Source organism: Mycobacterium gordonae (genome assembly GCF_017086405.1).
GTDB lineage: Bacteria > Actinomycetota > Actinomycetes > Mycobacteriales > Mycobacteriaceae > Mycobacterium > Mycobacterium gordonae_D.
The window spans coordinates 3,454,239-3,477,293 of the sequence record NZ_CP070973.1; the positions used below are offsets into that span (position 1 = coordinate 3,454,239).

Consider the following 23,055-nt stretch of genomic DNA (forward strand, 5'->3'; position numbering starts at 1 on the left):
CGGCCGTCTTAAGGCAAGAGCGGCACTATGACAACAATTGAGGGCGAACTCCAGCAGCGCGGTTCCGATGGCAGGTCGGTCGAACAGGTTCTGATCGATATCTACCGGCAGGTGCTCGGAGTGGAGCACGTGGGCGTCGACCAATCGTTCTTCGACCTCGGCGGGGATTCGCTGGCGGCGATGCGGGTGGTCGTCGCCGTCAACGCCGCCCTGAACGCCGATCTGCGAGTGGGTGCGTTGTTCGACGCGCCGACGATCACCCAGTTGGCGTCGCGCATCGCCGGCGATTCGGGATGTCTCAAACCCTTGCGCGCCGTCCCACGGCCCGCGGTCGTGCCGTTGTCGTATGCACAGAGTCGCTTGTGGTTCATCGACCAATTGCAGGGCGCCTCACCCGTATACAACCGGGCGGTGGCGTTGCGGCTGCGCGGGAAGCTTGACGAGCAGGCGTTGGGCATCGGCCTCAGCGACGTGGTTCGCCGGCACCAAGCCCTGCGGACGGTGTTTCCGGCCGTCGACGGTATACCGAGACAGGTCGTGCTGCCCGTCGCGCGTGCCGACTTCGGCTGGCAGGTCGTGGACGCAACCGAATGGCCGGCCGACCGCCTCGATGCGGCCATCACCGAGACGGCACGTCACCCCTTTGATCTTGCCCGTGAAATTCCCTTGTGGGCAAGACTTTTCAGAGTCGATGAGCAGAACCACGTGGTAGTCGTCGTGGTCCATCACATCGCCGGCGACGGCTGGTCGATCAGCGTGCTGGCCAGTGATCTGATCGCGGCCTACATCAGCCGGTGCGCCGGGAAGAGCCCCGACTGGGCCGAATTGCCGGTCCAGTACATCGATTACACCCTCTGGCAGCGGGAAAATCTCGGTGATCTGACCGATCGGGAGAGCCCGCTGGCGGCTCAGGTGGGCTACTGGGTAGAGGCTTTGGCCGGAATGCCTCATCGGCTGGAACTGCCCACCGACCACCCCTATCCGCCCGTGGCCGACCACCGCGGCGACCAAGTCCAGGTGGACTGGCCGGCCATACTGCAGCAGCAGATCCACGAGCTCGCCCGCGAACACAACGCCACCAGCTTCATGGTCGTGCAGGCTGCACTCGCCGTACTGCTGTCCCGGCTGACTTCCACTTCTGATGTGGCGGTGGGATTTCCGATTGCCGGCCGCGGTGACCCCGCGCTCGATGCCCTGGTGGGATTCTTCGTCAACACCCTGGTGCTGCGAGTCGACCTGGACGGCGACCCGAGCTTCGCCGAACTGCTCGCCCAGGTGCGCCGGCGTAGCCTGGCCGCCTACGAGCACCAGGACGTGCCGTTCGAGCTGCTGGTCGACCGGCTCAACCCGCCCCGCTCACGGACCCATCACCCGTTGATCCAGGTGATCCTGAACTGGCAGAACAACGATCCCACGGTCGGCCTTGTCGCGGGCGATCTGCAGATCACCCCAGTCGCGGTCGACACCCACACCGCCCGAATGGATCTTGCGTTCTTCCTGATCGACCGGGTCGCAGAGGATGGAGAACTCGAAGGCATCGGTGGGCGGGTGGAGTTTCGCACCGATGTGTTCGAGGCGACCTCGATCGAGGCAATGATCGCGCGACTGCAAACGGTGCTGGCGGCGGTAACCACCCACCCGGGACGGCGGTTGTCGGCGCTGAACCTGCTGGACCGCAGCGAGCAGGCGCGGCTGGCCGGGTGGGGCAATCACGCGACGCTGGCCCGCCCATCGCCTCCCTCGATGTCGATTTCGTCGGCATGGGCGGCACAGGCCAGACGCACTCCCAGCGCGGTCGCGCTGACCTACCGCGACCGGTCGTGGACCTATCTCGAGCTAGAAGAGGCCTCGAACCGGTTGGCGCACCTGCTATCTGGATACGGGGCAGGTCCGGGCGCAGTCGTGGCGTTGCTGATGCAACGCTCTGCGCAGGCTGTGATGGCTATCCTGGCGGTGCTCAAGACCGGCGCTGCCTACCTGCCGCTGGACCCTGGTCTGCCCGGCTCCCGGCTGGATTTCATGATTGACGATTCCGCGCCTTGCGCGGCCGTCACCACCGCCGGCCTCGCCGCCACGCTGAGCAGGCACGCGCTGCCGACCATCGATGTCAGCGACCTCGATTCCACTGAGCTGCAGTCGTTTTCCTACACGTCTGAACCCGGTCCGGCCCCCGGGGACATCGCTTACCTCATGTACACCTCGGGCACCACCGGCGTCCCCAAAGGCGTCGCGATCACCCACCACAACGTCATCCGGCTGATGGGGTCGCTGGACGCCGACCTGCAACTGGCGCCGGGTTCGGTGTGGACCCAGTGCCACTCGCTGGTTTTCGACTTCTCGGTGTGGGAGATCTGGGGTGCATTGCTGCATGGCGGTCGCCTGGTGGTGGTCCCCGACGAGGTGGTGCGCTCACCCAACGACCTCCGGGCGCTGCTGGTCGACGACCAGGTCACTGTGCTGTGCCAAACCCCGTCGGCGTTCTATGCGCTGGCAACCGTTGACGCGCAGCAACGCGATGGGGGCGACCAGCTCAAGCTGCAGGCGGTGATATTCGGGGGAGAAGCGCTGCAGCCGCAGCGCCTCGCGACATGGCTGAACCACGCCGGGAGGCCCCCGCGGCTGTTGAACCTCTACGGGATCACCGAGACGACCGTGCACGTCTCGGTGCGAACGATCGTCGAAGCCGACGTCGACTGCATGGTCAGCCCGATCGGACGGCCGTTGCCCGACACCGCCCTGTTTGTGCTGGACCGGTGGTTGGGTTCGGTCGCGGTCGGGGTAGTGGGCGAACTGTATGTGGCCGGCCCCGGGGTCGGCGTCGGGTATGTGGGCCGGGCCGGGTTGACGGCGTCCCGGTTCGTGGCGTGTCCGTTCGGCGAACCGGGGACACGCATGTATCGCACCGGGGATTTGGTGCGCTGGGGTGCTGACGGTCAATTGGTCTATGTCGGGCGTGCTGATGAGCAGGTCAAGATCCGCGGGCACCGGATCGAGTGCGGTGAGGTGGCCGCCGCGTTGGCCGAGGTCGAAGGGGTGGGGCAGGCGGTGGTCACGGTCCGCGAGGACCGCCCCGGCGACAAACGACTGGTGGGTTATGTCACCGAGACGGTCGCCGGGAGCCTGGACCTGCCCGGGGTGCGTGCGACGGTGGCGAAGCGGTTGCCGTCCTACATGGTGCCGGCCGCGGTCGTCGCGCTCGAGGCGCTGCCGCTGACCATCAACGGAAAACTCGATATCAAGGCGTTACCGGCACCGACGTATGTCGCCGACGATCACTACCGGCCCCCTGCCACGCCGGTCGAAGAGATCATTTCCGGAATCTACGCTCATGTGCTCGGTCTCGAGCGGGTCGGTGTCGACGAGTCGTTCTTCGACCTTGGTGGCGATTCGCTGCTGGCAATGCGGGTGGTCGCCGCGATCAACAGTGCCCTGGATGCCGGCCTTGCGGTCCGCATGCTCTTCGATGCGCCGACGGTTGCGCAGCTGGCACCCCGTGTCGGTGTGGGTGTCACCCGGATGAAGCCGGTCGCGGCTGTCCCACGGCCAGCCGTTGTTCCGTTGTCGTTCGCCCAGAACCGGCTGTGGATCATCGATCAATTCCAGGGGCCGTCACCGATTTACAACATCCCGGTCGCCTTGCGGCTGCGTGGGACGCTGGATGTCGAGGCGCTGGGTGTCGCCCTGAGCGACGTGGTCGGCCGCCATGAAAGCCTGCGCACGGTGTTCTCCTCAGCCCAGGGAGTGCCGAGTCAAGAGGTAATTCCGTTGCGACAGGCCGACTTCGGCTGGCAGATCGTGGATGCGAGGGGGTGGCCGGCGAACCGGCTCGCCGATGCAGTCGCCGCGACGGCGAGCCACCACTTCGACCTGTCGAGCGAGATCCCGCTACGTGCGGTCCTTTTCAAGGTTTCCGAGCAGGAACACATCCTGGTGGTGGTGGTCCACCACATCGCCGGCGATGGATGGTCAGTTGGCGTGCTGGCGGCCGATCTGGGCGCGGCCTACGTGGCACGTTCTGCCGGGCGGGCTCCGGGGTGGGCTCAATTGCCCTTGCAGTACGCCGACTTCACGATCTGGCAGCGCCAGACCCTTGGTGACCTGGTCGATCCTGACAGCCCGATGGCGGGTCAGCTGCGGTATTGGGAGCAGACGCTGGCCGAGCTGCCACCGCACGTGGAGTTGCCCACCGATCGACCGTATCCGCCGGTGGCCGAGCACCGCGGCGACAAGGTTGTCCTCGAATGGCCGGCCGCGGTAGCGCGGCGCGTGCGCGATGTCGCCGGTGCCCACGGTGCGACCAGCTTCATGGTGGTCCAGGCCGCGCTGGCGGTATTGCTGTCCAAGCTGAGCGGCAGTCGAGATGTGGCGGTGGGATTTCCGATCGCCGGGCGCGGCGACCCGGCTCTAGACGGAGTGGTGGGATTCTTCGTCAACACATTGGTGCTGCGGGTCGACCTGAATGGGAATCCGACTTTCGCCGACCTGCTTGCCCAGGTGAGAGAGCGCAGCCTGGCCGCCTACGAGAACCGCGATGTGCCCTTCGAGGTACTGGTCGAGCGTCTCAATCCGGCCCGCTCACTGACCCATCACCCACTGATCCAGGTGATGCTGGCGTGGCAGAACAACATCGCGCCCAGTCTCGCCCTCAACGACCTCGACGTCGCTCCCATACCGGTCGACACTCACACCGCACGAATGGATTTGGCGTTCTCGATGGCCGAGCGGTACGCCGACGGTGGCGAGCCCTCGGGCATCGGCGGAACAGTGGAGTTCCGCACCGACGTGTTCGACGCCGCCACCGTCGAGGCACTCGCCGGATGGCTGCAGACGGTCTTGATCGCCGTCACGACCCACCCCAGGCAACCGTTGTCGTCAGTGGATCTGCTCGCGGCCGAGGAGCAGTGCCGGCTGAACAAGTGGGGCAACCGCGCCGTCCTGACCCAACCCGCACCACCGGCCATATCGATTCCCGAAGCATGGGCGGCGCAACTGGCGCGTACCCCGACGGCAGTCGCGTTGACCTGCGGACCGCGCTCGTGGACCTATCGTGAACTCGACCAGGCGTCGAACCGGTTGGCGCACCACCTGGCCGCCCGCGGCGCCCACAGCGGAACACTGGTTGCACTGGTCTTTTCGCGCTCCGCCGAAGCGATCGTTGCGATGCTGGGGGTACTCAAGTCCGGCGCCGGCTACCTTCCGATCGACCCGGCGCTGCCGTCGGCGCGGATCGACTTCATGCTCGCCGACGCCACACCGGTGGCCGTGATCACCACGGCCGGGCTGGTCGACCGCCTCGAGATACACGGCGTACCGGTGATCGACGTCGGCGCCCCCGCCATTAGCGCCTGCCCGATGACACCGCGGCCGATGCCGCCTCCGGACCACCTCGCCTACCTGATCTACACCTCCGGCACCACCGGTGTTCCGAAAGGTGTGGCGATCACCCATCACAACGTCACGCAGCTCCTGCGGATCACCGGATTCTTCAGCCGCCGGGACCAAAATTTCTCCTCGGCAACGCGATTCGCAGCGACCCAGTGGCATTCGTATTCCTTCGACGTCTCGGTGTGGGAGATCTGGGGCGCATTGCTGCGTGGCGGGCGGTTGGTGATCGTGCCCGAGGACGTGGCGGCCTCGCCCAGCGAGTTCCACGACCTGCTGACCGCCGAACGCATCGATGTGCTCACTCAAACCCCCTCTGCGGTCGGCATCTTGGATGTTGCGGGACTCGACTCGACGGCGCTGGTGGTGGGCGGTGAAGCATGCCCGCCTGAGCTGGTGGCGCGATGGGCGCCCGGCCGGGTGGTCGTCAACGCCTACGGGCCCACCGAGACCACGGTGTATGCGGCGATGAGCCCACCGCTGCAGCCGGATTCGGGTCCGCCCCCGATCGGGTCGCCGGTGTCGGGAGCGGCGCTGTTCGTCTTGGACCGGTGGCTGCGTCCGGTGCCGGCTGGCGTGGTGGGCGAGCTCTACGTCGCGGGCAGGGGACTGGGCGTCGGGTACTGGCGTCGGACCGCCCTGACGGCGGCACGTTTCGTGGCGTGTCCGTTCGGCGGACCGGGGTCACGCATGTACCGCACCGGTGACCTGGTGCGTTGGCGCGATGATGGGCAGTTGGATTACCTCGGCCGCGCCGACGCGCAGGTCAAGATCCGCGGCTACCGCATCGAGTTGGGTGAGGTACAAACCGAACTCGCCGCCATCGACGGCGTCGGCGAGGCGGTGGTGATCGCGCGCGAGGACCGTCCCGGCGACAAGCGGTTGGTGGGTTATGTCACCGGGGCCCGGGAGGTGACCGGCATCCGTGCCCTGTTGGCCCAGCGGTTGCCGCCGTACATGGTGCCGGCCGCCGTAATCAAAGTCGATGCGTTGCCTCTCACGGTCAACGGCAAACTCGACACCCGCGCCCTGCCCGCACCGGAGTACCAGGACGCGGACCGCTACCGGGGGCCGGAGGGCGCGGTCGAGGAGATCCTGGCTGTGATCTACGCCGAGGTCCTCGGACTCGATCGGGTCGGTGTCGACGAACCGTTCTTCGATCTCGGTGGAGACAGCATCCTGGCGATGCAGGTAGTGGCTCGGGCCCGGGCCGCGGGCGTGATGTGCCGGCCGCGTGACGTGTTCGTCGAACAGACCGTCGCCGGGCTGGCCCGCATCGCGGTTGCGGCCGACGGTGACGCCGCTTCGGTCGACGAAGGCATCGGCGAACTGGCGCCCACCCCGATCATGCGCTGGTTGCAGAGTCAGATCGGCGCGGTACATCAGTTCAACCAGACGATGGTGCTGCAGGCGCCGGCCGGGGTCACCGAGACCGACGTGCTGACGATCCTGCAGACCCTGATCGACCGGCACGCCATGCTGCGGCTGCGGGGCGGCGGTGACGACTGGTGGGTGCCCGGACTAGGAATGGATGTCGCCGGCTGTCTGCAACGGGTAGCTGCATTGACGCCGAAGACGTTGGCACAGGCCCGATCCCGGTTGGATCCGACAACCGGTCGGATGCTGTGCGCGCAGTGGTGCCCAGAGGCGGGGCAGCTGGCATTGGTCATACACCACTTGTCCGTAGACGGCGTGTCATGGCGGATCCTGCTGCACGACCTCGACACCGTCTGGCGTCAACTGCGCGAGGGGCGGGAGGTGGGGCTGCCACCGGCGGGCACATCATTTCAGCGGTGGGCATCGTTGCTGAACGAACGCGCCCACGCCGCGTCGGTGATGGACACCGCCGACGCGTGGCGACAGGTGCTGGCCGCATCCACCGCGCTGCCACCGGTACGACCCGACGTGGACACATTGGGCAGCGCCGGGCACCTCTCGGCGGCCCTCGACACCGACACCACTCGGATGTTGCTCGGGGCGGTGCCGGCGGCGTTTCACGCTGGGGTGCAAGACATTCTGCTGATCGCATTCGGCTTGGCGTGGGCCGAGTTTCTCGGTTCCCGCGGAACGCCGACTCTGATTGACGTCGAGGGGCACGGGCGCCACGACGACATCGCGCCCGGTGTGGACCTGTCGCGCACGGTGGGCTGGTTCACCACCAGGTACCCGGTGGCGCTGGCTGTCGTGGGGCCGGACTGGGCCCAGGTGGTGGCGGGCGACGCGGCGCTGGGGTCCGCGATCAAGGACCTCAAAGAACAACTGCGCAGCGTGCCGCATCCCCTCACCTACGGCCTGTTGCGCTACCTCAACAGTGACGTCGATCTGTCCGGCGTCGAGCCGGCAATCGGATTCAACTACCTCGGGCGCCTGGGCGCGCCCGCGAACTCGGATGGCCAGGTCTGGTCCATCGGTCCCCGAATCGCTGACAGCAACGCGGGCCTGTCGATGGCGCTGATGCACACCGTCGAGGTCAACGCCGTCACCGTCGAGACCGAGGCCGGCCCACAGCTGCATGCGGACTGGATGTGGGCGCCGTCGGCCCTGGACCAGTCGCAGGTGAATCGGTTGAGTCAGTTGTGGTTTGAAGCTCTGGCCGGCATCTGCGCACAGGCGCGCCGCGGCGGGGGCGGGTTGACGCCGTCGGACATCGTGCCGGCCCGGTTGACTCAGCAGCAGATCGACGAGCTGCAGTCGCAGTACAGCATCGCCGACGTGTTGCCGCTGACCCCCGTCCAGCAGGGCCTGCTCTTTCACGCCACCGCCACCGGCGACGACGTGTATGCGGTGCAGTTGGATTTCGCGATCGTCGGCGCGCTGGTTCCGGAGCGGCTGCGTGCTGCCGTGCAGACGGTCCTCACCCGGCACCCGAATCTGGCGGCCCGGTTCTGCGACCACGAACCGGTGCAGCTCGTACCGACGGATCCGGTGCTGCCCTGGCAATACCTGCAGCTGGACACCGACGAGCAGATCCGGCACGTGTGCGCCGCCGAACGTACCGCGGTGTGCGACCTGGCCGATCCACCGGCCTTCCGGGCGGCGTTGATCCGCACCGGCGAACACCGGCACCGGCTCGTGCTGACCAACCATCACATCGTCGTCGACGGCTGGTCGATGCCGATCGTGTTGCGGGAGATCTTCGCCGCCTATCACGGACAGCGGCTACCTGCGGCCGCGCCCTACCGGCGGTTCGTGACCTGGCTGGCTGACCGCGACCGGGCGGCCGCCCAGGACGCCTGGCGGCACGCATTGAGCGGCTTCGACAGCCCCACGCTGATCGGTCCACCGGCCCGCTCAGCACTAGGCCCGCGGAGCGCGACGTTGGTCCGGGTGCCCGCCGCCGCCACACGGGCCGTCAACGAGTTGGCGCGTTCGTGCCACACCACCGTCAACATGGTTCTGCAAGCAGCGTTTTCGCAGCTGCTGAGGTGCCTGACCGGTCACCATGACGTCGCCTTCGGCACCACCGTCTCCGGGCGGCCGGCCGAGGTGTCCGGCGCCGGCTCGATGGTGGGGTTGTTCATCAACACGGTCCCGGTGCGCGCCACGCTCACGCCGACCACCACCACCGCAGACCTGCTCGGCCGATTGCACCGTGCCCATCACGACACCCTCGAGCATCAGCATCTGGCACTCAGCGAGATCCACCGAATCACCGGACACGACATACTCTTTGACACACTGTTCGTCTACCAGAACTTTCCGATCGATATTGCGGCACTGTCGGTCGCCGACGGGTTGGACATCACCGAGATGTCCAGACACGACTACAACCACTACCCGCTCACTGTCCAGGCCCTCCCGGGCCCCGAATTCGGCCTGCGCGTCGAGTTCGACACCGACCTGTTCGACACCGGGGCCATCGACACGCTGATCCGGCGCTTCGAGCGGATTCTGCGGGTCATGACCGCCGAACCGGGACAGCCGCTGTCGTCGCTGGATCTCCTTGAAGACGGTGAGCACCGGCGGCTCGCGCAGTGCGGCAACCTGGCGGTGTTGAGCCGGCCCGGGCCCGCGGCGGCGTCGCTTCCGGTGCTATGGGGTGCTCAAGTTGCGCGCACCCCCGAGGCCGTGGCGGTGCGCTTCCAGGGTGTTTCGATGACCTATCGGGAACTCGACGACACCGCCAACCGGCTCGCGCAGCAGTTGGCCGCCACCGGCGCCGGCCCGGGAACCTTTGTGGCGCTGCTGTTTGCCCGCTCCGCCCAGGCAGTCGCGGCGATTCTGGCAGTGCTGAAGACCGGGGCCGCCTATCTGCCGATCGATCCGGCACTACCGGCGGCTCGCATCGCGTTCATGCTCGACGACACCGCCCCGGTCGCGGCGTTGACCACCGCCGCGCTGGCCGGGAGGTTCGACGGGCACGACCTGCCGGTCATCGATATCAGTGAGCCCGCCGTTACCGGCCCCGCACCGGACTCTGCGTTACCCGTGCCTGCGGCAGATGACATCGCTTACCTCATCTACACGTCGGGCACCACCGGCGTGCCGAAAGGTGTTGCGGTGACGCATCGCAACGTCGCAGAGCTGCTCGCGTCACTTGGCGACAACCTGCAACCGGCGGGCCAGGTGTGGTCGCAGTGGCATTCGCTGGCCTTCGACGTCTCGGTGTGTGAGATCTTCGGGGCGCTGTTGTCCGGCGGCCGCCTGGTGGTGGTGCCCGAGTCGGTGACCCGCGCACCCGAAGAATTCCACACGCTGCTGGCCGCCGAACAGGTCACCGTGCTCAGTCAAACCCCGTCGGCGTTCTACGCGCTGCAGGCGGTCACCGACCAGGGGCAGGCGCTGCGACTCGAAACCGTGCTGTTCGCCGGGGAAGCGCTGGAACCGCAACGCCTTCGGGCCTGGTTCAAGGCTCACCCAGAATCGCCGCGCCTGCTGAACCTGTACGGCACCACCGAGACGACGGTGCACGCGTCCCTGCGGCACATCGTCGCCGGCGATCTTGAGAGCACGATCAGCCCCGTCGGCGTGCCGTTGAGCCATCTGGCCTTTGTGGTCCTGGACAGCTGGTTGCGTCCGGTGCCCCCCGGTGTGGTGGGGGAGCTGTATGTTACCGGTAGCGCTGTGGGAGTCGGGTATTGGCGTCGGGCACCGTTGACGGCGGCGCGCTTCGTGGCGTGCCCGTTCGGGCCTGCGGGGACCCGGATGTACCGGACCGGAGATCTGGTGTCCTGGGGCGTGGACGGTCAGCTTCGCTATGTGGGACGGGCCGATGAGCAGGTCAAGGTGCGCGGTTACCGCATCGAGCTCGGCGAGATCCAGAACGCGTTGCTGGCCTGCCCGCAGGTCGATCAGGCCGTGGCCACCACCCGGGACAACAGCTCCGGGGGCTCCCAACTGGTCGCCTACCTCACCCTGGCGCCCACCACAGCAGCCGATCGAGACGCCGGGCAAGACGCCGACATCGTCCAACAGTGGCAGCACCTCTACGACGACTTGTACGGAACCGCTGCCGCGGAGCCGGATTTCGGAATGGATTTCCGTGGCTGGAACAGCAGCTACACAGGTGATCCCATTCCCCTCGATCAGATGCAGGAGTGGCGATCGGCCACCGTCGACCGGGTACTGGCCCTGCAGCCGCGGCGCGTGCTGGAGATTGGCGCCGGTTCGGGGCTGGTGCTGTCCCACATCGCGCCGCACTGTGAGGAATACGTCGCTACGGATATGTCGCAGGTTGCCGTTGGCAACCTCGCCCGCGCGATGGAGCAGGCGCAACTCGAGTGGCGTCACCGCGTCCGGGTGCTGGCCCAACCGGCCCATGTGACATCGGGATTACCGCACAACCACTTCGACACCATCATTCTCAACTCGATCATTCAGTACTTCCCCAATGCGGGATATCTGACGGAGGTCCTCGACAGCGCCCTGGACCTACTGGCGCCGGGTGGCGCCCTGTTCATCGGCGACGTCCGCAACCACACTCTGCAGGCCGCGTTCCAAACGTCGGTCGCGCTGGCCGATCCCGCCGCCGATGCCGGCGAGATCCGCCGCCGTGTCCGCCGCGCCATCGTCAGCGAATCCGAACTCTTACTGGACCCAGAGTTTTTCGTCAGCTGGGCGGCCGACCACCATGCGGCGGCAGGGCTCGACCTTCAGGTCAAACGCGGGTTGGCCGACAACGAACTCAACCGGTACCGCTACGACGTCGTCGTCTTCAAGACTCCGACACCGGTGCGGTCGCTGGCTGCCACGCCTACGTGGTCGTGGAGCGACGCGGCCGGGCTGCGGGCCCGGTTGGACTCCGATCGCCCTGCCGCCGTTCGTGTTACCGGCATTCCCCGCGCCGGACTGATCACCGACGTCGAAACCGAGCGCACCCTCGCCGCGGGGCTCCCGGTGCCTGACACACAGACGATGTCCCCGGACGAGGGGGTCGCCCCCGAACAATTGCATCGCCTCGGCGCGAGCACCGGGTACCGCGTCGCGGTCACCTGGGGGGCACAGCCCGGCACCGTCGATGCCGTATTCCTCACCGGCCGGTCACCGCTGACCGACGTCTACCTGTCCGCCGGCCAGACACACCCGCGCGGCGCCTACGCCAACGAGCCACACACCATCAGCGCGATCAGCGCGGTGCGCCAACAGTTGAGCACGCGATTGCCCGCCTATATGGTGCCCGCTCACATCGTGGTGCTGGACCGGTTCCCGCTGACCTCCTCGGGTAAACTGGACCGAAAGTCGTTGCCGGAGCCGGAGTCTCAGGGCGGAAAACGCTATCGGGCCCCGACCGACGTGATCGAAGAACTCCTCGCCGGCATCTATGCCGACGTGCTGGGGCTGCAGCGGGTCGGCGTGGACGAATCGTTCTTCGAGCTGGGCGGCGACAGCATCTTGTCGATGCAGGTTGTGGCGAAAGCGCGTGCGGCGGGGCTGGTCTGCAAGCCCCGTGACATATTCGCCCAACAGACCGTTGCCGGCGTGGCCAGGGTGGCCACCTTGGCCGACGGCAAGGGCGTCGTTGCCGACAACGGAGTCGGTGAGGTCCCGATCACCCCGATCATGTGGTCGCTGCGCAGCCTTGACGGCTGCGTTGACCAGTTCAGCCAGGCTGTGGTGGTGCAGGGTCCTGCCGGTGTCGCCGAGGCTGACGTGGCGGCGGCATTACAGGCGCTGTTGGACCGCCATCCCATGCTGCGGTCGCGGCTGGTCGTCGACGACGCCGGGCGATGGTCGCTGGCGGTACCCGAACCGGGCGCGGTGACCGCGACGGGTTGCCTACGGGCCGTGGCCGAGTGGTCCGACGACGCGGTGGTGGCGGCACGGGCGCGGCTGCGGCCGGCTACCGGGGCGATGATGAGCGCGCTGTGGGTCGCCGGTGCCCGGCAGCTGGTGTTGATCATTCACCACCTGGCCGTGGACGGGGTTTCGTGGCGAATCCTATTGAGCGACTTGATCACCGCCTGGGCCCAGCACAGCCACGGGCAGCGGGTGGCGTTGCCCGAGGAGGGAACGTCGTTTCGGCGGTGGGCGTCCGTGCTGAGCGAATACGCAAACCGGCCCGAGGTAGTCGACCAGGCGGCCAGCTGGCGGCGCGTGCTCGCGGCTCCCGCCGCGTTGCCGGCGGCGCACCCGGAGGTGGACACCCTTGCCACCGCCGGCCACCTGTCGGTATCGCTGGATGCGGAGCACACCCGGATGCTGCTCGGTGCGGTGCCCGCGGCGTTTCATGCCGGCATACAGGACATCCTGGTGATTACTTTCGGGCTGGCGTGGGCTGAGTTTCGCGGCGCCACCGGGGTGTCGATCGGCATCGATGTCGAGGGCCACGGGCGCCATGAGGAGCTCGCCGCGGACATCGACCTGTCGCGCACGGTCGGCTGGTTCACCACCAAGTACCCGGTTGCGTTGACGGTAGCCGGATTGGATTGGGCGCGGGTGATCGCCGGCCAGGCCGACCTGGGCGCGGTCATCAAAGACGCCAAGGAACAATTGCGCGCCCTGCCGCATCCCCTGACCTTCGGGGTGCTGCGCTACCTGAACGCAGACGCCGGTTTGTCCGGCTCCGACCCGGCTATCGGATTCAACTACCTGGGGCGGCTGGGTAATTGGACCTCCGACGCGATGACCGGCGGATGGCGGCCGGTGCGCCGCGAGTTGCCGGCCATCGGTGTGGCCATGCCGATGATGCACACCCTCGAGGTCAACGCCGGCACCCTTGACACCGAGGACGGGCCGCGCTTGCAGGTGGACTGGACCTGGGCGACGTCGGTCCTCGACCAGGCACAGGTCGCCCGGTTGAGCCGACTGTGGTTCGAGGCACTGGCCGGGGTTTGCACGCATGTGCACGGCGGTGGCGGCGGCCTGACGCCGTCGGACATCCTCCCCGCCCGGTTGAGCCGACAGCAGATCGACGGGCTGGAACGGCGGTACCGCGTCGCCGATGTGTTGCCGCTGACTCCCCTGCAGCGCGGGCTGCTCTTTCACGCCGACACGGCGCAGGACGATGTCTACGCGGTACAACTGAATTTCACCGTCAGTGGCCCCCTTGATACCGCCCGACTACACGCCGCGGTCCAGACCGTGGTTTGCCGGCATCCCCACCTCTGCGCCCGATTCAACGAAGAGTTCGACGAACCGGTGCAGATCATCCCGGCCGAACCGGACGTGCCGTGGCAGTACCTGGAACTCGAGACCGACGAGATCGAGTCGGTGTGTGCCGCCGAACGTGCCGCCGTGTGCGACTTGACGAATCCGCCGGCGTTGCGGGCGATGTTGATCCGCACCGGTGGGCACCGGCACACCTTCGTGCTCACCAACCACCACATCGTGCTCGACGGCTGGTCGATGCCGATCCTGTTGCAGGAGATCTTCGCCAGCTATCACGGGCACCCACTGGCTGCTCCGGTGCCCTTGCGCAGTTTTGTGACCTGGCTGTCCGATCGGGATATCGCCGCCGCCCGCCGGGTATGGCAGCAGATGCTGGCCGGGTTCGAGGTACCGACACTGGTCGCTCCCCGACAACAGTTGCGGGCGGGGCGGCGAGGCGCCGCCTCTTTCACTCTGTCCGCCGAATTGACCGGGGCGGTCAGTGATTTGGCGCGATCCTGCCGCACCACCGCCAATATCGTGCTGCAGAGCGTGTGGGCACAGCTGTTGATGTGGCTGACCGGCAGCCGCGACGTGGTCTTCGGGACCGTCGTCTCCGGACGGCCGTCCGAGTTCACCGGCGCGGAGACCATGGTGGGGCTGTTGATCAACACCGTGCCGTTACGCGCCACCATCACCGCAGCCACCACCACTGTGGAACTCGTCGGCCGGCTGCAAAGCGACTACCACGACACCCTGGAACATCAACACCTGGCGCTCAACGAAATTCATCGCATTGCCGGTCAACAGCTGCTGTTCGACACGCTGTTCGTGTACCAGAACTATCCGGTCGACACCGGGGCGCTGCTCGATGCGCACGATCTGAGCATCACGCAAGGTCCCACCCGCGATATAACTCACTACCCGTTGACGATTCGGGTGACCCCCGGCGCCGAGTTGGGCCTGCTGGTCCAATTCGACGCCGATCTGTTCCACGACGAGGACGTCGACACGCTGATCGGCCGGTTCGAACGTGCGGTGGCGGCGATGACCGCCGGCCCGACGCGCCGGTTGGTCTCGATAGATGTGCTCGAGGGCGCTGAGCATGCCCGGCTCGCCGCGTGGGGCAACCGGGCGGTGCTGAGCCAATCGCCGTCCGCGACAACGTCGATTCCGGTGCTGTGGGACGCGCAGGTTGCCCGCACCCCCGAGGCGGTCGCGGTGTGCGCAGACGGCGACTCGGTGACTTATCGCCAACTCGACGACACCGCAAATCGGATGGCGCAGCTGTTGGCCGGACGTGGTGTCGGCCCGGGAACGATTGTGGCTCTACTGCTTTCGCGGTCCGCGCAGGCGATCGCGGCGATTCTTGCGGTGCTCAAAGCCAGGGCCGCCTATCTTCCGATCGATCCCGGTCTGCCGGCGACGAGGATCGGGTTCATGATCGACGACGCCGCGCCGGTGGCCGCGATCACCACCGGGACGTTGGCCGGGCGGCTCGAGGGGTTCACCGGTGTGGTGATCGATGTCGGCGACGTCCGCCTTGACGAATACCCGAGCGCGGTGCTGCCCTCTCCGGCGCCCGATGACATCGCCTACCTCATCTACACCTCGGGTACTACCGGATCTCCCAAAGGGGTTGCCGTACCGCATCAGAACGTGGTCGCGATGCTCAGATCGTTGGATGACCGGCTGCCGCGCCAGGGAGTGTGGTCGCAGTGTCATTCGCTGGCATTCGACTTTTCGGTATGGGAGATCTTCGGCGCGCTGCTCAGGGGTGGGCGGCTGGTGGTGGTGCCCGACGCCGTGGTCCGCTCGGCGCAAGAGCTGCATGCCATGCTGGTCACCGAGCAGGTCAGCGTGTTGAGCCAAACCCCGTCCGCGTTCTATGCGCTGCAGACCGCCGACGGGCTGAGCCCCGAGTCGACACTTCGGCCACATCTCCACACGGTGGTTTTCGGTGGCGAAGCGCTCGAACCACAGCGTCTGGGCGCCTGGCTGGCCAACCACCAAGGCGCACCACAACTGCTCAATCTGTACGGCATCACCGAGACGACGGTGCACGCCTCGCTACGGGAGATCGTGGCCGAGGATCTCGAAGCTACCGGCAGCCCGGTCGGAGTGCCGTTGGACCACCTTGGCTTCTTGGTGCTGGACGGTTGGCTGCGCCCGGTGCCCGTGGGCGTGGTGGGTGAGCTTTATGTTGCCGGTGCGGGACTGGGGACCGGGTATGTCCGACGGCCCGGGTTGACGGCTGCACGGTTTCTGGCGTGCCCGTTCGGCGCTCCGGGCACCCGCATGTATCGCACCGGGGACCTGGTGTCGTGGGGCTCGGACGGACAGCTGGAGTATGTGGGGCGAGTGGACCATCAGGTCAAGATCCGTGGCTACCGAATCGAACTCGGTGAGATCCGCGCGGCTCTAGCCGGGCTGGACGGGGTCGAGCAGGCGGTGGCGATCGCGCGCGAGGATCGTCCCGGTGACAAACGGCTGGTCGGATACCTCACCGAGTCGACCCCCGGTGTGGTCGACGTGGCCGAGGCGCGGCATGCGCTCGGTCAGCTGCTGCCCGCCTATATGGTGCCGGCCGCGCTCGTGGTGGTCGACGCGATGCCGTTGACGGTCAACGGCAAACTCGACCCACGTGCCCTGCCGATGCCGGACTACGGCGCGGGTGTCTCTCGACTTCCCGCCAATCCCATCGAGGAGATCCTGGCCGGTATTCAGGCCCAGGTCCTCGGCCTGGAGCGGGTAGGTGTCGAGGAGTCGTTTTTCGATCTGGGCGGGGACTCGCTGTCGGCGATGCGTCTGGTCGCCGCGGTCAATACCGCCCTGCATGCTGGGCTGTCGGTGCGCGCGGTGTTCGAGGCGCCGACAGTTGCCTTGCTGGCGGCGCGCGTCGGTTCGGCCGGCGCCGGACGGGACCCGCTCATTGCCGGCCCGCGGCCCGCGGCGATTCCCCTGTCGTTCGCGCAGAGTCGGTTGTGGTTCTTGCACCAATTCCACGGTCCGTCAGCGATATACAACATTCCGGTGGCGTTGCGGTTGCGTGGGCGGCTGGACGGGAACGCGCTGGGCGCGGCGTTCGTCGACGTGCTCACTCGACACGAGAGCCTGCGCACGGTGTTCGCGACGTCGCAGGGAATACCGCAGCAGGTGATCGTGCCGGTCGAAACGGCCGACACCGGCTGGCGCACTGTGGACGCGACGGCGTGGACGGACCGGCAACTCACCGACGCCATCGAGGCGGTGGGACGGCACGCGTTCGACCTGACCTCCGAAATTCCGCTCCGCGCAGAGCTTTTCGCGCTGGCGGAAGACGAGCACGTGCTGGCGATCGCGGTGCACCATATTGCGGGAGACGGCTGGTCGGTGGCCCCGCTGGCTCGTGACCTCGGACTGGCCTATGTTGCCCGCCGCGCGGGGCGCCCGCCGCAATGGGCAGAGCTGCCCGTGCAGTATGCCGATTACACACTGTGGCAACGGTACTGCCTCGGTGACCCGGCGGATCCGGGCAGTCGGCTTGCCGAGCAGCTGAGATTCTGGGAAGGCACGCTGGCCGGCCTGCCCGAGCGGCTTGCCCTGCCCACCGACCGCCCCTACCCGACGGTCGCCGATTATCGCGGGGCCAGTGTGGCGGTGGACTGGCCCGCGCAATTACACCGGCGGGTACGCGATCTGGCCCGGGCGCACGATGCGACCGGATTCATGGTGGTGCAGGCCGCCCTGGCGGTGCTGCTGGCCAAGCTCAGCGCGAGTTCTGATGTGGCGATCGGGTTTCCGATCGCCGGCCGCGGTGATTCGGCGTTGGACGACGTGGTGGGTTGCTTCGTCAACACCCTGGTCCTGCGGGTCGATCTCGATGGCGATCCGACAGTCGGCGAACTGCTGAGCCAGGTGCGCGAGCGTAGCCTGGCCGCCTACGAACACCAAGATGTGCCCTTCGAACTGCTGGTGGAGCGACTCAACCCCACTCGTTCGCTGACCCATCACCCGCTGATCCAGGTGCTGATGGCCTGGCAGAACAATTCGCTGCCGCCCACCACCCTCGGCAATCTGGCGGTCAGCCCGGTGCCGATTGAAACCCACACCGCCCGAATGGATCTGGCGTTTTCACTGGCCGAACGATGCACCGGTGCCGGTGAACCGGCCGGGATCGGCGGGGCAGTGGAGTTCCGGACCGACGTGTTCGACCCGGCCAGCATCGAAAGACTCGTCCAGCGACTACAGGCTGTCCTCGAAGCCATGACCGCCGAGCCCGGCGCGCGGGTGTCGTCGGTATCGCTGCTCGACGCCGGGGAGCGCAGCCGGCTCGATGCGTGGGGCAACCACTCGGTGTTGACCGCCCCCGCAGCCACGGCGACGTCGATTCCGGCCGTCCTGGCCGCCCAGGTCGCGCGTACTCCGGATGCCGAGGCGGTGACCTGCAACGGGCGGTCGATGACGTACCGGCAATTCGACGACGCGTCGAACCGGCTGGCGCAGGACCTGTTGCAACGGGGCGCGGCCCCGGGCACCTGCGTGGCGCTGCTGTTCGGCCGCTGCAGCCAAGCGATCGTGGCGATCGCGGCGGTGCTCAAGACCGGCGCGGCGTATCTGCCGATCGACCCGGCGCTGCCGGAGGCGCGCATCGCGTTCATGATCCGGGACGCCGAACCGATTGCCGCCCTCACGACAACGGCCCTGATCGACACCCTCGGCGCCTACGGCCTGACGGTCATCGACGCCGACGATCCCGACATCGCTGCCGGTCCGGTGACCGCTATTCCGCCCCCCTCGGCGCAGGACATCGCCTATCTCATCTACACCTCGGGAACCACCGGGGTCCCCAAAGGCGTTGCCGTCACTCATCACAACGTTGTGCAACTGGCGGCGTCCCTGGATGACGCGTTGCCGCGTGCCGGGGTATGGGCCCAGTGCCATTCCTACTCTTTCGATGTTTCGGTATGGGAGATCTGGGGTGCGCTGTTGCGCGGCGCCCGGCTGGTGGTGATACCCGAAGACGTGATGGCCGCCCCGGCCGACTTTCACGATCTGCTGGTTTCCGAACGCGTCAGTGTCCTTGATCTGAGTCCGTCCGCGGCGCAGCTGCTTTCGCCACAAGGTCTAGAGGATATGGCGTTGGTGGTCGGTGGCGAAGCCTGCCCGGCAACGGTGGTGGACCGGTGGGCCGCCGACGGCCGGTTGATGATCAACGCCTACGGGCCGACCGAGACCACAGTGGACGCGGCAAGGAGTGCGCCGCTGCGAGCGGGCACGCCGCCCATCGGTGCACCGGTGTCGGGAGCGGCGCTGTTCGTGCTGGACGAGCGAATGCGTCCGGTGCCAGCCGGTGTGGTGGGCGAGCTCTACATCGCCGGGCGCGGTGTGGGGGTAGGGTACTGGCGCCGAGCCGAATTGACCGCGTCGCGGTTCGTGGCATGCCCGTTCGGCGGCACCGGCACCCGGATGTATCGCACCGGAGACCTCGCCTACTGGGGCGCCGACGGGCAGTTGCGGTATGTGGGGCGCGCCGACGAACAAGTCAAGATCCGCGGTTACCGCATCGAACTCGGCGAAGTGCAGACGGCGTTGGCCGCCCTCCACGGCGTCGACCACGCCGCGGTCACCGTCCGCGAAGACCGTCCTGGGGACCGGCGTCTGGTGGGTTACGTCACCGGAACGGCCGACGCGGCGCGGGTGCGTGCGCAGTTAGCCGGACGGCTGCCGGCATATCTGCTGCCGGCCGCAGTGGTCAACGTTGACGCGATCCCGTTGACGGCGAACGGGAAGCTCGACACCCGTGCCCTTCCGGCGCCGGACTACCACGACACGGCGCGTTACCGCGCTCCTGCCACTCCCGTCGAACAGCTCTTGGCCGACCGCTACGCCGAAGTGCTGGGCCTGCAACGGGTCGGCGTCGACGAGTCGTTCTTCGACCTGGGCGGAGACAGCATCTCGGCCATGCGGGTGATCGCGGCGATCAACAACGCCCTTAACGTCCGGCTCGCGGTCCGCAGCCTGTTCGATACGCCGACGGTCGAAGGGTTGGCCCGAGTGGTGGGTGACGAGGCCGGCGCCGATCCGCGCTACGCGGTTGTGCACGGGCGGTCCGGCACCGAGGTGTACGCGCGAGATCTGAAGCTGGACAGATTCATCGACACCGCGACGCTGGAGGCGGCGCCGGGCCTGCCGGGTCCGAACGCCGAAGTGCGCACGGTGCTGCTGACCGGTGCGACCGGTTTTGTCGGGCGCTACCTGGTGCTGGAGTGGCTGCAGCAGCTGGAGCTGAAAGACGGCAAACTGATTTGCCTGGTAAGGGGTCGATCCGACCAGGATGCGCGACGCCGGCTGGATGAGGTTTTCGACAGCGGCGACCCCCAGCTGCTGCGGCTCTACCGGGAGTTGGCGGCCGATCATCTGGAAGTCATCGCCGCAGACAAGGCCCAGATCGATCTCGGACTGGACCAAGACGCCTGGCAACGCCTCGCCGATACCGTTGACCTGATCGTGGATTCGGCGGCGGTGGTGAACGCGGTGCTGCCTTACAGCGAGCTGTTCGGACCCAATGTGGTGGGTACCGCGGAACTCATCCGGCTGGCGCTCACCACGAAGCTCAAGGCCTACGCCTTCGTGTCCACCGCCGACGTGGGAAGGCAAGTCAACCCGTCCGTATTCACCGAAGACGCCGATATTCGCGTCGTCAGCCCCAGCCGTGTCATCTCCGCCGAACCTGCCAACGGCTACGGCAACAGCAAGTGGGCCGGCGAGGTGCTGTTGCGTGAGGCCAACGACCTCTGTGGGCTTCCGGTCGCGGTCTTCCGCTGCGGCATGATCCTGGCGGACACCACGTATGCGGGCCAACTCAACCTGTCGGACACCTTCAGCAGGATGGTTTTGAGCTTGGTGTCGACCGGCATCGCGCCGGCTTCGTTCTACCCGCCCGACCGCGACGGGAACCGGCAGCGCGCCCACTTCGACGGATTGCCAGTCACATTCGTCGCCGAGGCGATCACCACTCTCGGCGCGCAGGTTCTCGGCCCCGGAATGCCCGCGGTCCAGACCTACCATGTGATGAATCCGCACGACGACGGTATCGGACTCGACGAGTACGTCGACTGGCTGGTCGAGGCCGGCTACCCACTACGGCGGATCGCCGACTTCAGCGAGTGGGTGCGGCAATTCGAGACGGCCCTGCGCGCGCTGCCCGATAGGCAGCGCCGGCATTCCGTGCTGCCGATGCTGCTGACGCGCAATTCCGGGACCGTCGAACCACTTCAGCCGATGCACGGGTCGTACGCGCCGACCGATCGATTCCGCGCCGCGGTGCGCGAAGCTAAGATCGGTCCCGATAAGAACAACCCGGACATTCCGCAAATATCGGCGCCGATCATCGTCAAGTACGTAACCGACCTGCAACTGCTCGGACTACTCGGTCCCGGACCGGTCATATGCTGACGCTGCTTCGCCCGCACTGGGTCTCGATGACGATGAGCATGTCGCTGCTGTGTGCCGCGACCGCACTCATCCTCTGGCAGCCGCTGCTCGTCGGCGGGCTTGTCGACCGGGCAACCGCCGGCACAGTGAACGTCGGTGCCGCGCTGATGTTGCTCGCTGTCCTGGTGTGCCAGCTATCGCTGGAGGCCCTGGGGCACTTCCGGCTGGACCGCACCGGTGAAGAGATCGTGGTGCGGTTGCGTGCCGACTTCACCGACCATGTGGTGCGCCTGCCGATCGGACTGCTGGATCGGGGTCGCACGGGTGACCTCCTGGCCCGCGGAACCAGCGATGCCAGTCAGCTGCGTGACATGCCGCGCGCCACCGGTGACATCGCGTTCGGGACGCTGACACTGCTCGGCGCCAGTGCGTTCATGCTGTCGATTGACGCGGTCACGGTGGTTGTGGTGGTCGTTGTCATGGCTATCTCGTTTGGTGCGGGAAGCCCGTTTCTGTCGCGGATCCAACGTGATTCGGTCAACCGCCAAGCGGCGCTAGGGGACTACACCGCCGGGCTGGACCGGGTGTTGGGCGCCGCCCGTACGGTCAAGTTGTTCGGCGCCGAAGACCGCGAAGTGAAATTCATCGCCGACAGCGCACGGGTCGCTTACCGGGCTGGCGTTCGGGTTGCGTCGTCAACGGCCATCAATATCCTGGCGATCCGCCTCGGAGTCACGGTGTCCTTTCTGGCCATCATGGTGATAAACGGGCGTCGCGTGGCCGACGGTGGACTGTCCGTGGGCGAGTTCGTCAGCCTGTTCGCGTTCGCCATGTATGCGGTTTTCCCGATCACCGCGGGTTTCGCGGCACTGGCCACGTTCCGCACCGCAGCAGGGGCTTACCAACACCTGGTCGCCACTATGAGCGAGCTGCCAGAAGGCGATCCACCATCGCGGTCGGACGTCGCCCGGCCGGCCGGGCGACCGGCGGACATTTCCGCCCCACTGGTCGAATTCGACCGCGTGTCGTTCTCGTACGGCTCCGAAGGCGTTGTCCTCGAAAATGTTTCCTTCGCCCTGCAACGAGATCAGATCACCGCGCTGATCGGACCGTCCGGCGCGGGAAAATCCACGGTCCTCGCACTGCTGTGCCGCTTCCACGATCCCGATGCCGGGACGGTCCGCTGGGAGGGCCAGGACATCCGGACGCTGCCGCTGCGGGACCTGCGCGGCCGGCTGGGACTGCTGGAACAGGACGCGCCGGTACTGCACGGCACGATCCGCGACAACCTGCTCATCGCCGACCCCGAGGCCACCGACGCCGACTTGTGGCGCGTGCTCCAACAATCGAACATCGCTGACGAGATCGGCCGCCTGCCAGATGGTTTGGACAGCCCGGTGCTCGAGCGTGGTCGTAGCCTTTCCGGCGGTCAGCGGCAGCGCCTGGCGCTGGCCCGGGCGTTGCTGTCGCGGTCTGCGCTCATCCTGATGGACGAGCCGACCTCGCATCTCGACCGGGCCAACGAGTACGACGTTATGACCAATCTGCTACACGCACGCGGGCAGCGCAGCCTGCTCGTGGTGGCCCACCGACTCTCCACCGTGACCAACGCCGACCAGATCCTGGTTCTGCAGGCGGGTCGCATCCAGGCCACCGGAACGCATACGGAGTTGCTGCGCACGTCTCTCTATCGCGAGTTGATCGAACATGAACTCGTGCGGCACTAGAGGG

At 67.1% G+C, this 23,055-nt stretch carries 2 protein-coding genes; both read left to right on the forward strand.

What is annotated here, in order from left to right:
* The first annotated feature begins 27 nt into the window (after positions 1 to 27).
* Complete coding sequence (locus JX552_RS14695) at positions 28 to 21,345, forward strand: non-ribosomal peptide synthase/polyketide synthase (protein WP_205878058.1); 21,318 nt, start codon at positions 28 to 30, stop codon at positions 21,343 to 21,345.
* Positions 21,339 to 23,051 carry an ABC transporter ATP-binding protein gene (locus JX552_RS14700; protein WP_205878059.1) on the forward strand — a complete coding sequence of 571 codons (1,713 nt, stop codon included), beginning with the start codon at positions 21,339 to 21,341 and terminating at the stop codon, positions 23,049 to 23,051. Before JX552_RS14695 ends, JX552_RS14700 begins: the two co-directional genes overlap by 7 nt.
* Positions 23,052 to 23,055: the final 4 nt, after the last annotated feature.